The sequence below is a fragment of the Streptomyces sp. NPDC056144 genome (genome assembly GCF_042264145.1).
In the GTDB taxonomy this organism is placed as follows: Bacteria; Actinomycetota; Actinomycetes; order Streptomycetales; family Streptomycetaceae; genus Streptomyces.
The window spans coordinates 1,157,862-1,171,748 of sequence record NZ_JBHJVF010000001.1 but is presented as its reverse complement, the minus strand read 5'-3'; the positions used below and the strand labels follow the sequence as shown (position 1 = coordinate 1,171,748).

14 protein-coding genes and 1 pseudogene are annotated in these 13,887 nt (G+C 72.0%); 7 read left to right on the top strand and 8 right to left on the bottom strand.

Annotated elements, in window-relative coordinates:
• Positions 1-50: 50 nt before the first annotated feature.
• Positions 51-446, bottom strand: a complete 396-nt coding sequence (locus ACFC0Z_RS04990; protein WP_376432809.1) for a hypothetical protein — start codon at positions 444-446, stop codon at positions 51-53.
• Positions 447-561: 115 nt separating this feature from the next.
• On the opposite strand from ACFC0Z_RS04990, the gene sigJ reads away from it, so the two are divergent.
• A complete protein-coding gene (gene sigJ / locus ACFC0Z_RS04985) occupies positions 562-1,485 on the top strand; it encodes an RNA polymerase sigma factor SigJ (protein ID WP_376433459.1) in 924 nt (307 codons plus the stop codon).
• Here the strand turns inward: sigJ and ACFC0Z_RS04980 are convergent.
• Together ACFC0Z_RS04980 and ACFC0Z_RS04975 are read right to left on the bottom strand one after the other, a co-directional pair.
• Positions 1,475-2,047: a dihydrofolate reductase family protein gene (locus ACFC0Z_RS04980; RefSeq protein ID WP_376432807.1), complete on the bottom strand. Its 573-nt coding sequence runs from the start codon at positions 2,045-2,047 to the stop codon at positions 1,475-1,477. The genes sigJ and ACFC0Z_RS04980 overlap by 11 nt on opposite strands.
• Before the next feature lie 91 nt (positions 2,048-2,138).
• Positions 2,139-2,924 carry a sulfite exporter TauE/SafE family protein gene (locus ACFC0Z_RS04975; protein ID WP_376432805.1) on the bottom strand — a complete coding sequence of 262 codons (786 nt, stop codon included), beginning with the start codon at positions 2,922-2,924 and terminating at the stop codon, positions 2,139-2,141.
• A 100-nt stretch (positions 2,925-3,024) separates the two neighbouring features.
• On the opposite strand from ACFC0Z_RS04975, the pseudogene ACFC0Z_RS04970 reads away from it, so the two are divergent.
• Together ACFC0Z_RS04970 and tpx are read left to right on the top strand one after the other, a co-directional pair.
• A pseudogene (locus ACFC0Z_RS04970) lies at positions 3,025-3,808 on the top strand (helix-turn-helix domain-containing protein).
• 120 nt (positions 3,809-3,928) lie between these two features.
• Positions 3,929-4,429 (top strand): thiol peroxidase, encoded by a 501-nt coding sequence (tpx, locus tag ACFC0Z_RS04965; protein ID WP_376432803.1) that lies wholly within the window; start codon positions 3,929-3,931, stop codon positions 4,427-4,429.
• 94 nt (positions 4,430-4,523) lie between these two features.
• Here the strand turns inward: tpx and ACFC0Z_RS04960 are convergent, their stop codons facing one another.
• Complete coding sequence (locus tag ACFC0Z_RS04960) at positions 4,524-4,934, bottom strand: Fur family transcriptional regulator (RefSeq protein WP_376432802.1); 411 nt, start codon at positions 4,932-4,934, stop codon at positions 4,524-4,526.
• A gap of 137 nt (positions 4,935-5,071) precedes the next feature.
• Here ACFC0Z_RS04960 and katG point away from each other — a divergent pair, with 137 nt between their 5' ends.
• A complete protein-coding gene (gene katG, locus ACFC0Z_RS04955) occupies positions 5,072-7,297 on the top strand; it encodes a catalase/peroxidase HPI (protein WP_376432800.1) in 2,226 nt (741 codons plus the stop codon).
• Positions 7,298-7,359: 62 nt separating this feature from the next.
• Here the strand turns inward: katG and ACFC0Z_RS04950 are convergent, their stop codons facing one another.
• The 4 genes from ACFC0Z_RS04950 to ACFC0Z_RS04935 are packed head-to-tail and all read right to left on the bottom strand — an operon-like array spanning position 7,360 to position 11,064.
• Positions 7,360-8,553: an ABC transporter permease gene (locus ACFC0Z_RS04950; protein ID WP_376432799.1), complete on the bottom strand. Its 1,194-nt coding sequence runs from the start codon at positions 8,551-8,553 to the stop codon at positions 7,360-7,362.
• Entirely contained in the window at positions 8,550-9,326 is a 777-nt protein-coding gene (locus ACFC0Z_RS04945; RefSeq protein ID WP_376432797.1) for an ABC transporter ATP-binding protein, read from the bottom strand. Before ACFC0Z_RS04945 ends, ACFC0Z_RS04950 begins: the two co-directional genes overlap by 4 nt.
• Positions 9,323-10,402 (bottom strand): peptidoglycan-binding protein, encoded by a 1,080-nt coding sequence (locus ACFC0Z_RS04940; RefSeq protein ID WP_376432795.1) that lies wholly within the window; start codon positions 10,400-10,402, stop codon positions 9,323-9,325. Before ACFC0Z_RS04940 ends, ACFC0Z_RS04945 begins: the two co-directional genes overlap by 4 nt.
• On the bottom strand, positions 10,399-11,064 hold the full coding sequence (locus ACFC0Z_RS04935) for a hypothetical protein (RefSeq protein ID WP_376432793.1): 666 nt from the start codon (positions 11,062-11,064) through the stop codon (positions 10,399-10,401). The genes ACFC0Z_RS04940 and ACFC0Z_RS04935 overlap by 4 nt, the downstream gene beginning before the upstream one ends.
• A 134-nt stretch (positions 11,065-11,198) precedes the next feature.
• On the opposite strand from ACFC0Z_RS04935, the gene ACFC0Z_RS04930 reads away from it, so the two are divergent.
• From ACFC0Z_RS04930 to ACFC0Z_RS04920, 3 genes are read left to right on the top strand one after another with little or no spacing between them, the layout of a single operon-like run.
• Positions 11,199-11,894 (top strand): response regulator, encoded by a 696-nt coding sequence (locus ACFC0Z_RS04930; RefSeq protein ID WP_376432792.1) that lies wholly within the window; start codon positions 11,199-11,201, stop codon positions 11,892-11,894.
• Positions 11,895-11,944: 50 nt separating this feature from the next.
• Positions 11,945-13,360: an ATP-binding protein gene (locus ACFC0Z_RS04925; RefSeq protein ID WP_376432790.1), complete on the top strand. Its 1,416-nt coding sequence runs from the start codon at positions 11,945-11,947 to the stop codon at positions 13,358-13,360.
• Positions 13,357-13,869 carry a hypothetical protein gene (locus ACFC0Z_RS04920; protein ID WP_376432788.1) on the top strand — a complete coding sequence of 171 codons (513 nt, stop codon included), beginning with the start codon at positions 13,357-13,359 and terminating at the stop codon, positions 13,867-13,869. The genes ACFC0Z_RS04925 and ACFC0Z_RS04920 overlap by 4 nt, the downstream gene beginning before the upstream one ends.
• Positions 13,870-13,887: the final 18 nt, after the last annotated feature.

Below are 13,887 nucleotides of genomic sequence, written 5' to 3'. Positions count from 1 at the left end.
GCTTTCGGCCCGCACCCCTGTCAAGACATCTGACGTCGACTTCCCGTTTGCTACTGGCGATCAGACTGAAAGTTTTCAGCGAAAAGCGTCAAGAGACTCAGTCCGAAGATGAGGACGCCCAGCGGGACGTGCAGCCCGGCCACGTGATTCACACCCAGCACGACCTGCGCCGACGCCAGCACGAGGAACCCGAGGGCGTACCGGAAGTGCCGGGGCGAGGCGCCGCCCCGGCGCCAGGCGAGCAACGCGGCGATCACGTACACGAGCGTGGCGGCGTACATCACCTTCGAGCCGATGTCGTGGACCTCGTACGCGAGGTCCGAGGAGAGCAGGAGACCGGCGGTGGCCGCCTGAAGGAAGACGGCCCCGGTCTGCGCGAAGAGGGCGACGCGCAGGAACGTCGGCCTCGTCCGCGCGGTGGTGGAGGTGGAGGTGGTCGTGGTCATGAGGTGTTCTCCCGTTCGGTCGCCGGAGCCCGTCGTGTCCGGCCCTACTCCTCCGACGACGCAGCCCCCGGAAATGTGAGACGGTGCGTCAAACTGCTGTACGGGGGAGATCGAACTGAGTACGTCGAGCACCATCACGATCACGGGCGAACGCCGGCAGCTGACCGACATCGCCTACCGGCTGCTCGGTTCCCTCGCCGAGGCGGAGGACGCCGTCCAGGAGACGTACGCCCGCTGGTACGCGATGTCCGCGCGGGAACAGGCGGCCGTCCGCTCCCCAGGCGCCTGGCTGACCACGGTGGCCAGCCGGATCTGCCTGGACGTGCTCGGCTCGGCACGGGCGCGCCGCGAGCGGTACGTGGGCGAGTGGATACCGGAGCCGCTGCCGGACCACACGGAGTGGATGAACGGCCGGCGGCCGGGTGACGGCACCGCCGAACCGGCCGACCCCGCCGACCGGGTCACCCTGGACGAGTCGGTCGACATGGCGTTCCTCGTCGTCCTGGAGACGATGACGCCGGGCGAGCGGGTCGCGTTCATCCTCCACGACGTCTTCCGCTACCCCTTCACCGAGATCGCGGACGTCCTCGGGCGCACCCCGGCCGCGGCCCGTCAGCTCGCCTCCTCGGCCCGCCGCCGCGTCCGCGCCGCCCAGGCCCCCACGGCCCCGGAGGTCCGCCGGACCAGGGTCATCCGGGACTTCAAGCAGGCCTGGGAGGCGAAGGACATCGACGCCCTCGTGGCCCTCCTGGACCCCGAGGCCACGATGATCGCCGACGGCGGCGGCCTGGTCGGCGCGGCCCTCCGCCCGATCGAGGGCAGCCAGGGCATCGCCCGCTACATCCTCGACATCGCCACGCGGGCCCCCGGCCTCACGCTCCTGGTCCGCTCGGTCAACGGCCGCCCGGGGCTGGTCGCCCAGCACGGCGGCACCACCGTGACGGTGGCCGCCTTCGGCCTCGCCGGGGAGCGCATCACCCACATCTGGGCGGTGCGCAACCCGGAGAAGCTGGGGCCCTGGGACGCCCTCAGCGGATGACGTCGAAGACGTTCTTCTGGATGCCGTTCGCGTAGGCCTCGAACTCGACCAGCTTGAGCTTCTGGGTGTCCTTGTCGGTCGTGCTGAAGAGGCGCTTGCCCGCGCCCAGGAGCAGCGGGAAGACGAGCAGGTGGTAGCGGTCGATCAGGCCCGCGTCGGAGAGGGCGTGGTTGAGGGTGGCGCTGCCGTGGACGATGATCGGGCCGCCCTCGGTCTCCTTCAGGGCGGCGACCTCGTCGAGGTTCCTGAGGATGGTCGTGTCGCCCCATTCGGGGACGAGCGCGTCCTCGGTGAGGGTGGTGGAGACGACGTACTTCGGCATCGCCTTGTACTCGGCGAACTCCTCCATCGCGGGCCACACCGGGCTGAACGCCTCGTAGCTGGTACGGCCGAGGAGCAGGGCCCCGGCCTCCTGCTGCTCGCGGCCCTTGATCTCGTAGGCCTCGGGGAGGAAGTCGACCTCCTTGAAGGTCCATCCGCTGTTGCGGTAGCCGGGCTCGCCGCCGGGGGCCTCCATGACGCCGTCGAGGGACACGAAGGCGGTGCTGATCAACGTACGCATCTCAGGATCCTCGCTGTGTATCGGGTGCTGTTCCCCATTCTGATCAGTAAGACCGGAACCCGCCCCGAAACTCATCGGTGTTCGCCGGAGTTCATCGGATTCCCATCGCGAGCGCGACCGCGGCCAGCAGGAGGAGGTACGCCCAGGCGTGGGCGCGGTCCGGGATACGGGGCGGGCGGCGGCGGAGGACGGCGATGACGGGGAGGGCGCCGAGGAGCAGTGCCCCGGCGGCGCCCGGGTCGACCAGGCCGACCAGGTCGAGCGGCGCGGCCGGGAGCGGGGTGCCCGCGAGGGAGAGCAGGGCGGCGGGCAGCGCCACGGCGAGGGCGAGCGGGTTGGCCAGGGCCGTCGCCACCTCCATGGGGTGGCCCGCGCGCCGCATGGCCGGGACCGTCATGACGCTGCCGCCCACGCCGAGGAAGGCGGCGACCGCGCCGATGGGGGCGCCGGCGGTGGCCCGCAGTCCGCGGGGGACGTCCGTGGAGGCGCGTTCCCGAGGCCGCAGGAAGCCGGGGCGGAGCAGGAGGTCGACGGCCGTCGCCGTGACGTAGAGGACGAACGCCCAGCGGACCGGTTCCGGCGGCGCGTAGCGCGAAGCGAGCGCCCCGGCGCACGCTCCGGCGGCGAGCAGGAACAGCAGGAGTCCGCTGCCGCGCAGGGCGCGGAGCACGCGCCGCGGCGTGACGGCGGTCGCGAAGGCCGCGTTCACCACCATCACGAGCGCCGAGGTGGCCGTCGCCACCCGTACCGTGTCCGCGCCGAGTTCCGCGTCCGCCCACACCACCACCGGGACGGCGACGAAGCCGCCGCCGAAGCCGAACAGCACCGTCGTCACGCCCGTGACCAGCCCGATCAGCAGAAGTATCGCCATGTCCATGAGGCAAGATCACCAGAGTCGGCAGACGGCCCGCATGCGATGGTCGGCAGACTTCCTTCGCGTCTCGGCCATCGGGCTTCGCGCCGGTACGGTGACGGCCGTGAGGAACATCCCGCTCGACACCGTCGACCACCTCGACCGCGCCGTCCTGCCCCTCGGGACCGACTACCCCGCGGGCCGGGTCCTCGACTGGCACGAGCACCGGCGCGCCCAGTTCCTGTACGGGGCCACCGGCGTCATGGTCGTCGAGACCGCCGACGGCAGCTGGACCGTCCCGCCCGAGCGGGCCGTCCTCATCCCCGCCGCCACCCCGCACCGGGTACGGATGCTCGGCGTGAGCACGTGCAGCCTGTACGTGGAACCGGGCGCCGTCCCGTGGTGGCCGGCCCGCTGCACCGTCGTGGACGTCCCTCCGCTCCTCCGCGAACTGCTCCTGGCGGCCGTCGACTTCACCCCCGACTACAGCCTGTCGGGGCGCGAGGGCACACTCGTCGAGCTCCTCCTGTACGAGATCGCCGCGCGCCCCGCTCCCCTTCCACGTCGCCCTCCCTGCCTCCCCCGACCTCGCCGAGGTCTGCCGCGCCTATCTGGAGGCGCCCGACGCCGGGGTCACCAATGCCGAGTGGGCCGCCCGTACCGCCCACAGCGAGCGGGCGTTCACCCGCCGCTTCCGGGCCGAGACCGGCGAGAGCCCGGCCGTCTGGCGCTCGCGCGCCCGCCTCCTCGCGGCCGTCCCCCTGCTCCGTACCGCATCGGTCACGGAAGCGGCAGGCCGCCTCGGATACGCCTCCCCCGCCGCGTTCACCGCCGCCTTCACCCGGGCCTTCGGCCTCCCGCCCTCCCGCTTCCGGGGCACCGCCACGGCCGCGCGTCCCACACCGTGAGAAAAGGGCACGGGCGGACACCCAGCGGATACGCACGGCGGCGGCCCGTGTCGTTCCCGCAGGTCCGTACGCCGTAGGATTCCGGACGTTGTCAATGACACCGTCCGAAGGAGATCTCCCATGGCCCAGGTCACGCTGAAGGGCAACCCGGTACTGGTCAACGGCGATCTGCCGTCCACCGGCAGCTCCGCTCCCGACTTCACGCTCGTCGGCGAGGGGCTGGCGGACAAGTCGCTGAAGGACTTCGCCGGTCAGCGCAAGGTCCTCAACATCTTCCCGAGCGTCGACACCCCGACGTGCGCCTCCTCCGTCCGCGCCTTCAACGCCAAGGCCGCCGAGCTCGACAACACCGTCGTGCTCTGCATCTCCGCCGACCTGCCCTTCGCGCAGGCCCGTTTCTGCGGCGCCGAGGGCCTGGAGAACGTCAAGAACCTCTCGACGCTCCGCGGCCGCGAGTTCCACACCAACTACGGCGTCGACCTCGCGGACGGCCCGCTGGCCGGTCTGACCGCGCGCGCCGTGGTCGTCCTCGACGAGAACGACCAGGTCCTGCACACCCAGCTCGTGGGCGAGATCGCCGACGAGCCCGACTACGAGGCCGCGCTCGCCGCCCTGAAGTAGTCGTCACCGCGTGACGAAGAAGTAGTCGTCACCGCGTGACGAAACGGGAGGAGCCCCTCCGCCGGTCCGGCGGAGGGGCTCCTCCTTTCGTCGTTCAGGAGCACTCCGGGCACAGCCCCCGGTACGTGACGTCGGCCTTCGACACCGTGAAGCCGAACCGTTCCCCTTCCGGAAGCACGTCCAACGGGTCCCCCGTCGGGTGGACGTCCCGGATGACGCCGCAGCCGGAGCAGACCAGGTGCTGGTGCGGTCGGCGCGCGTTGGGGTCGTACCGCTTGGCCCGGCCGTCCGTGGAAAGCTCCACCACCTCGCCGAGGGACACCAGCTCACCTAGGGTGTTGTAGACCGTCGCCCGCGCGATCTCCGGCAGTCGCGCGACCGCGCGCGCGTGCACCTCGTCCGCCGTGAGGTGCACATGATCACCGGCCAGGACCTCCGCGACGACACGTCGCTGGGAGGTCATCCGCCATCCCCGGGCGCGCAAACGTTCCAACAGGTCGCTCATGAATCACCTCTCCTGCCATCTTCCGCATCGACCGACTTGGCGTGGTTCTTGACTTGGACAAGGTCCATCGTAGGATCGGTTTAGTTGGTAGCCAAGGGACAGTAAAGCCTCCAGCGCTGCGGGAGAAAAGGATTCCCATGTCTGAGAACCATGATGCAATCGTCACCGACGCCAAGGCGGAGAGCGGCGCGGGCGGCTGCCCGGTGGCGCACGAGCGCGCCGCGCACCCGACGCAGGGTGGCGGCAACAGCCAGTGGTGGCCGAACCGCCTCAACCTGAAGATCCTCGCCAAGAACCCCGCCGTCGCCAACCCGCTCGGCGAGGACTTCGACTACGCCAAGGCGTTCGAAGCCCTCGACCTGCCGGCGGTGAAGGCGGACATCGCCGAGGTCCTCACGACCTCGCAGGACTGGTGGCCGGCCGACTTCGGCCACTACGGCCCGTTCATGGTCCGTATGGCCTGGCACAGCGCCGGCACGTACCGCATCAGCGACGGCCGCGGCGGCGCCGGCGCCGGTCAGCAGCGCTTCGCGCCGCTCAACAGCTGGCCGGACAACGGCAACCTGGACAAGGCCCGCCGTCTGCTCTGGCCCGTGAAGAAGAAGTACGGCCAGAACATCTCCTGGGCCGACCTCCTCATCCTCGCGGGCAACGTGGCCCTGGAGACCATGGGCTTCGAGACCTTCGGCTACGCCGGCGGCCGCGCGGACGTGTGGGAGCCGGACGAGGACGTCTACTGGGGCCCCGAGACCACCTGGCTCGGCGACGAGCGGTACACGGGCGACCGTGAGCTGGAGAACCCGCTCGGCGCGGTCCAGATGGGCCTCATCTACGTCAACCCCGAGGGCCCGAACGGGACTCCGGACCCGCTGGCCGCGGCCCGCGACATCCGCGAGACGTTCGGCCGGATGGCGATGAACGACGAGGAGACCGTCGCCCTCATCGCCGGTGGCCACACCTTCGGCAAGACCCACGGCGCCGGCCCCGCCGACAACGTGGGCGCCGACCCCGAGGCCGCGCCGCTGGAGGCCCAGGGCCTCGGCTGGAAGAGCACCTACCGCTCCGGCAAGGGCCCCGACGCCATCACCAGCGGTCTGGAGGTCACCTGGACCACCACGCCGACCCAGTGGGGCAACGGCTTCTTCGACAACCTCTTCGGGTACGACTACGAGCTCTCCAAGAGCCCTGCGGGCGCCCACCAGTGGGTCGCGAAGGACGCCGAGGCGGTCATCCCGGACGCATACGACCCGGCGAAGAAGCACCTCCCGACGATGCTCACCACCGACCTGTCGCTCCGCTTCGACCCGATCTACGAGCCGATCTCGCGACGCTTCCACGAGAACCCGGCCGAGTTCGCCGACGCGTTCGCCCGCGCCTGGTACAAGCTCACCCACCGCGACATGGGCCCGGTCGCCCGCTACCTCGGCCCCGAGGTGCCCTCCGAGGAGCTCCTCTGGCAGGACCCGCTGCCGGCGCGCTCGGGCGAGCTCGTCGACGCGGCCGACATCGCCTCCCTCAAGGAGAAGATCCTCGCCTCGGACCTGACGGTCACCCAGCTGGTCTCCGCCGCCTGGGCCGCCGCCTCCTCCTTCCGCGGCAGCGACAAGCGCGGCGGCGCCAACGGCGGCCGCATCCGCCTGGAGCCGCAGCGCAACTGGGAGGTCAACAACCCGGACGAGCTGGCGCAGGTGCTGCGCGTCCTGGAGGGCGTGCAGTCGTCCTTCAACTCCGCGCAGAGCGGCGGCAAGCAGGTCTCCCTCGCCGACCTCGTCGTCCTCGCGGGCGCCGCGGGCGTGGAGAAGGCGGCCAAGGACGCCGGTCACACCGTCGAGGTGCCCTTCACGGCGGGCCGCGTCGACGCCTCCCAGGAGCAGACGGACGTCGAGTCCTTCGCCGCCCTGGAGCCGGCGGCGGACGGCTTCCGCAACTACGTGGGCAAGGGCCAGCGCCTCCCGGCCGAGTACCTGCTCCTCGACAGGGCCAACCTGCTCACCCTGAGCGCCCCGGAGCTGACGGTCCTCGTCGGCGGCCTGCGCGCCCTGGGCGTGACCCAGCCGGGCACCTCGCTCGGTGTCCTCACCGAGACCCCGGGCAAGCTGACGAACGACTTCTTCGTCAACCTGCTCGACCTGGGTACGGAGTGGACGTCGACCTCCGACGACCAGACCACGTTCGAGGCCCGCGACGCCTCCGGCGCGGTCAAGTGGACCGGCAGCCGCGCCGACCTCGTCTTCGGCTCGAACAGCGAGCTGCGCGCGCTCGCCGAGGTCTACGCGAGCGACGACGCCAAGGAGAAGTTCGTGACGGACTTCGTCGCGGCCTGGGCCAAGGTCGCCGACCTGGACCGGTTCGACCTGTCCTGATCCTCCGCACGTCCCCGTGTCCCGGTCGGCCGACCTCTCCGTCGGCCGGCCGGGACACGTCGTCATGTGGCGCTCAGCGCCACCGTCGGATGGAGCCGCGAGGCACGGATCGCCGGATAGAGGCCCGCGATCACGCCGATCACGAGGGTCGCTGCCAGACCGCCCCCCAGGGACCAGGGCGGGACCACCGCCGTCCAGCCCTGGGCGTGCGCGAACGCGTACGTCGCCGCCGCGCCGAGGAACGCGCCGGTCGTGCCGCCCAGCGCGGACAGCAGCAACGACTCGGTCAGGAACTGGACTCGGATCGCGTTGCGGGTCGCGCCCAGCGAGCGGCGCAGGCCGATCTCCTGGCGGCGTTCGAGCACCGAGATCACCATCGTGTTGGCGACGCCCACCCCGCCGACGAGGAGCGCCACCGCTCCCAGACCCAGCATGAGGGCCGTCAGCCCCTCGTCGGTGGCGGCCTTGGCGGCCAGCGCGTCCGAGGGGCGTGACACCTTCACCCCGCCTTCGGCGCCAGGGCTGATGGTGCGGGCCAGGACCGCCCGTACGTCCTCCACCGAGGCGTCCGTCGAGCGCTCGAAGACGGTGGTGGGGTGGCCGTCGAAGCCGAGGTAGCGCTCGGCGGCGGGGAACCCGACGAGGGCCACCCGGTCCAGGGTGGGGACCAGTTCGATCGGGGCGAGGATGCCGACGACGACCACGCGGGTGTCGTTCATCATGATCGTCTCACCGGTGCCGGTGATGCCGAGCCGCTGCGCCGCCGTCGCGCCCAGGACCGTCACGGGGAGACGCTCGCGGGCCGGGTCCAGCCACACGCCTTCCTCGACCTCGCCGCCTAGCGCGGCCAGCAGATCGATCCCCGCCGCCTGGGTGGTCACGCCCGCGGTGCGTTCCTCCGGGACCACGTCGCTGCGGCGGATGCGCGCGTCGACGTCACCGGTCGCGGTGGCGTGCCGTACCGGCCCGATCCGCTCGACCATGGCAACGGCGCTCTTGGGGAGCTTGACCTCCTGCCCGGTGGCGTCCTTGCCCGCCTCCGCCGTCAGCAGGTTGGTGCCGAGCCGGTCCAGCCGGGCCATCAGATCGGCGCGGCTGGACTCGGACAGGCCGACGACCGCGACCATGGTCGCGATGCCGATGGCGATGCCGAGCGCCGAGAGCACGACACGGGCCCGACGCGCGCGCAGGCCGACGGCGCCGACGCGCAGGATGTCCCGGGGAGCGAGGCGGGAGGGGGTGAGGTCCCGCTTCATGACGCGTCCTCTTCCTGTGGCGGGGTCCCTCCGTGTGGCGGGGTCCCTTCGCGCGCCGGGGCGGCCGGACCGGACCGGGTGTCCGAGACGATCTCGCCGTCCTTGAACCGCACCCGCCGGGGCAGCGAGTCGGCGATCTCGTTGTCGTGCGTGATCACGCAGATCGTGGTGCCCGAGGCGTTCAGCTCGTGCAGGAGTTCCATGACGATCTCCCCGGACGCGGTGTCGAGCGCCCCGGTCGGTTCGTCCGCGAGCAGCAGACGCGGATCCTTCACGAGGGCGCGCGCGATGGCCACGCGCTGCTTCTCACCACCGGACAGCTCGTTCGGCGTGTGCGCGCGCCGATGGTCGAGCCGCACCTTGGCGAGGGCTTCACGCGCACGCGCGCGCCGCTCCTTCAACGGGACGCCCGCGTAAAGCAGACCGTCCGAGACGTTGTCCACCGCGTCGCGCCCCGCCGCCAGGTGGAAGTGTTGGAAGACGAAGCCGATGTGGCGGGCGCGCAGGGCGGAGAGCCGGGCGTCGGAGAGCGCGGACACGTCGTGTCCGGCGACCCGGACGGTACCCGTGGTGGGCTTGTCGAGCGTGCCCATGATGTTGAGCATCGTGGACTTGCCCGATCCGGAGGGGCCGACGACGGCGAGCAGTTCGCCCTCCTCGACGGTGAGGTTCACTCCGCGCAGGGCGTGGACGCCGCCGGGGTACGCCTTGCCGGCGTCCCTCAGTTCGATGACCGGGGCACGTACGGCGCGGGGCGCCGGGGGCGTCGTCATGACGAGGCCACCCCGACCTTCATCCCCTCGCGCAGATCCGGGCCCTTGACCTCGATCTGTCCGTCGGCCGTCATCCCCGTCTCGACCCTGACGATCGTCGAGCCGGTCTCCCGGACGATCTGGAGGCCGTATCCCCCGTCCTCGCCACGCAGCGCGACGACCGCCTCGACGGGGACCGCGAGAACGTTCTCGCGGGCCTCGCTGACGAACTTCACGCTCGCCGAGGCCTTGGCGTCCTCGCCGTGCGCGGCTCCCGCCCCACCGTCGAGGACCACCTCGACGGTGATGCCGTCCTGGGCGCCCCCGCCGCTTCCGGACGCGTTCTCCGCGGGGCGTACGGTTCCGTCGACCCTGCCGGTCACGGTCTTGCCGCTGGGCAGGGTGACCTCGACCTTGGTGCCGCGGGAGGTGAGCGCCCCGTCGGTCTGATCCAGCTGTGCCCGGACCACGGGCCGCGTGGAGGCCACGGTGAGGACGGGGCCGTTGGGGGCGACCTGGTCGGCGAGCGCGGCATCGGCGGCGACCACCTTGACCTGTCCGGTCTGGAAGACGACGTCGCCCTTGCCCACACGTCCGGTGGGCTCGCGGTTGAGGGACTTCTGCCAGCGTTTGACGGCCGCCTCGGTGGACTCGTCGTACCGCGTGTCGACGTACAGTTTCGCGCCGTATCCCAGGTCGCGGAGATTGCGCTCCAGCTGGAGGACGTCGCTGCCCCGGTCGCCCTTCTTCATCTCGCGGAACATGGGGACGGGCCCGTAGAGGAGGGTGACGGGTTTGTCGTTCAGCTCGTAGAGCGCCTCTCCCCTGCCCAGGGTCTTCCCTTCGGGGGCCGCCACGGTGATGGTGCCCTCGACGGCCGACTTGACGGTACGGCGCTGGGCGAAGTCGAGCGTGCCGTCCACGGTCTTGGACCGTACGAGATCGGTTCGGACGACGGTGGCGGTGGCGGGCGGCCGGTCGCCGCCCTTCGCCGCGGTTCCGCCGTCGCCGTCGCCGCCCAGGAGCAGGACGCCACCGGCCACGGAGGCGGTGACGGCTCCCACGGCGACGACGAGGAGCGTGGTGCGGCGGCTCACTGCATGCCGTCCAGACCGTCGAGAAGCTTCGGCGCGCAGGCCTCCCGGGCCTGCTTGTACGCGGGCGAGTCCGTGTCGATGACGGGCGACGCCGGGTTCGGGTCGCCGCCCGGCTGGGCGTTGCCGCCGCTCATGGTCGGGTTGGTGAAGCGGGAGACGCCGTTGTCGCGCATGCACTTGGCGTGCGCGAGCATCGACTCGTAGTCCTTCTGCTGGTCGCGCTGGGGCTCGGCCGCCATGGCCCGCTGGAGTTCGGGGCCGCAGACGGCGTTCTTGCCGCCCTTGGCGGCCTCGTTCTGCCCGGGCCTGGACGAGATCTCACCGATCTTCGTCCAGTCGAGGTGACCGCTGAGCTTCGGGTCGGGGAAGTCCTTGTAGCCCCCCTTGGCGCGCATGCACTGGACGTACGCCAGCTGGGCGTCGTAGAAGGCGGACTTTCCCGACGCCCCGGCGCTCGGGCTTCCGGTGCCCTTTCCGGGCGCCGAGGCCGCCGGGGTGTCCGGTACGGAGGCGATGGCGTCGTGCCCGTTCCCACCGTCGGCGCTGTCTCCGTCGCGGCCGCAGGCCGCCGTGAAGGCGAGGACGGGGACGGTGGCGAGGGCGACGAGGCGCAGCCGCCTGGCAGCACGGAAGGTGGTGTGCGAGGTCGTGGAGGGGTTCATGTGCTCCACCGTCCCCACACCACGTGATGAGCCGTCCATGACGACATGATGAGAACGTAACAATGGCTCCGACCTGGGCATTGACCTGCCATCGGAGCCGGTGATCGGGGTTCACTGTGCCCATAATCGGCCTCATGCCGCATGTACTTCTCATCGAGGACGACGTCTCCGTCAGGGACGGGATGGAACTCGTGCTGCGCCGGCACGGGTACGACGTCGCGACGGCCGCCACGGGAGAACAGGCCCTCGCCCTCCTCGACGGCCCGGCGGGCCCGAACGTCGACCTGGCCGTCCTGGATCTGATGCTGCCCGGGATGAACGGCTTGGAGGTGTGCCGCCGCATCCGCGCGGTCAACGCGGTCCTGCCGGTCATCATGCTGACCGCGCGCGGCGACGACCGGGACATCGTGGCCGGGCTTGAGGCGGGCGCCGACGACTACGTGGTCAAACCCGTCACCGCGCCTGTCCTGGAGGCCCGTATCCGGGCGGCGCTGCGCCGCGCGGAACCCACCGCGCCCGTCCGGGGAGCGGACGCCGATCTCGCCGGTCTCGTCATCGACCGGGCGGGCCTGACCGTCACCAAGCACGGCGCCCCGGTCGCCCTGCCTCCGACCGAGCTGCGGCTGCTCCTCGAACTGTCGGCCTCCCCCGGCCGGGTCTTCAGCCGCGAGCAGCTGCTGGCCTCCGTCTGGGACCACACCTTCCTCGGCGACTCACGGATCGTGGACGCCGCGGTGGGACGGCTGCGGGCCAAGCTGGAGGACGTACCGGCGCGGCCCCGGTACGTGCAGACGGTGCGGGGCTTCGGCTACCGCTTCGGGCCGCTGTGAGGCGCGGGCGGCTCGTCGGAGGGCTGCGAACCCGGCTCGTCGTCGCGTTCGTGCTCGTCGCGCTGGTCAGCGCGGTGACCGCGACGGCCCTCGCGTACCGGGACGCGCGCACCGCCGTGCTCCAGCGCGCGCAGAACGCCGCCGTGAAGGACCTTCGGGACAGGACCACCGCGCTGGCCGCCGACTTCGACCTGCCGCCCGACGAGCGTTCCCTGGCCCGGTTCGCGACGAAGGTCTCGGACGGTCTCGGGGCCCGCATCGTGGTCGCCCGCCACCAGGACCTCGTCGCCTCCTCCGATCCGCTCGCCGTCACCGAGGGCCGCATCACCCCGGAGCTGCGCACCGCCGTACGCACCGGGAGCGGCGCCCACTTCCAGCGGGTGACGTGGCACGGCGAGCCGTATCTGGTGGTCGGGATGCCGGTGACGTACGCCGACGGGGACCGTCGCACCTCCGGTCTGGAGGTCTTCGCCATCAGCAACCTGCGGGCCGAACGGGACGACACGGCGGCCCTCCTGGACTCCGTGCGGTCCGGCGTCCTGCCGGTGGTGCTCCTCGCCGCCGTCCTGGCGCTGCTCGCCGCCCGGACGGTCCTGCGTCCCGTACGGGAGCTGCGCCGGGCCACCCGGCAGCTGGCGGACGGGGACCTCGGGAGCCGGGTCGTCGCCACCGGGCACGACGAACTCGCCGACCTGGCGCGGACGTTCAACGAGACCGCCGACGCGCTCCAGGAGTCCGACGCGGAACTGCGCGCGCAGGAGGCGAGGGCACGACGGTTCGTGGCCGACGTGTCGCACGAGCTGCGGACGCCCCTGGCGGCGATGACGATGGTCGCGACCGTCCTGGAGGAGGATGCCGACCAGCTGCCGCCTGACGCGGCGCGGGCGGCCCGTACCGTCGGCACGGAGACGGCGCGGCTCTCCCGGCTGGTCGAGGACCTGATGGAGATCTCCCGCTTCGACGCGGGGGCGGCACGGCTGCACGCGGCCGAGACGGACCTCGCCGAGACCGTGCGGGCGTCGCTGGCGCTGCGGGGCTGGACGGACCGGGTGCGGGCCGATCTCCCCCGGGGCGTACGGGCGGTGGTCGACCGGCGGCGCGTCGACGTGATCGTGGCGAATCTGGTGGGCAACGCGCTGCGGCACGGGGCACCGCCCGTCACCGTGACCCTCCGGACGACCGTCGCGGACGACGGGGAATGGGCGACGCTGCGGGTCGCGGACCACGGTCCCGGCCTGCCGCCCGGGGCCCGTGAGCGGGTCTTCGACCGGTTCTACAAGGCGGACGCGGCCCGGACGCGTGGAGCGGCGGACGCCGAGGGACCGGGCAGTGGCCTCGGCACGGCGATCGCCATGGAGAACGCCCGGCTCCACGGCGGCACGATCGAGGCGGCCGACGGGCCGGAGGGCGGCGCGGTGTTCACGCTGCGCCTGCCCCTGCGACGTACGGAGGAGCACGCGGAATGAGGATCCGGCAGGCGGCGACGCTCGCCCTCCTGGGGGTCGCCGCGCTGGGAGCCGCCCTCACCGGCTGCGGCGTCCAGCCAACGGGGGTCGTCGGCGCGGGAGAGCCCGCGTCGGGGCTGACGCGCGGGATGCGGCTGTACTACGCATCCGACACGGGCCTGCGCGGAGTGCCGCTGCTCGACAGGAAGGTCGACAGCCTGGCCGCCGTCATGAAGCTGCTCGCCGCGGGCCCCGGCCCTGCAGAGCAGCGCGACGGGCTGACTTCCCTCGTCCAGGGTCTCGGCGGCTACTCGGTGAGCGGGACGGGCACCCGGGTGACGGTGCTGCTCGACGATCCGTATCCGCTGTCGGGCCGCGACCAGGGCACGGGCCAGGTGGTGTGCACGCTGGCGCGGGCGCAGTCCGTCCTCGACCCGAAGGTGCGCGCCGACGACGTCGAGGTCACGATCCGGCCGGCCGAGGGCGCGCCCCTGGGACCGTACCGGTGCGCGGAGTTCCTCGTCAGGTGACGATCGGCCCGGTCCGCC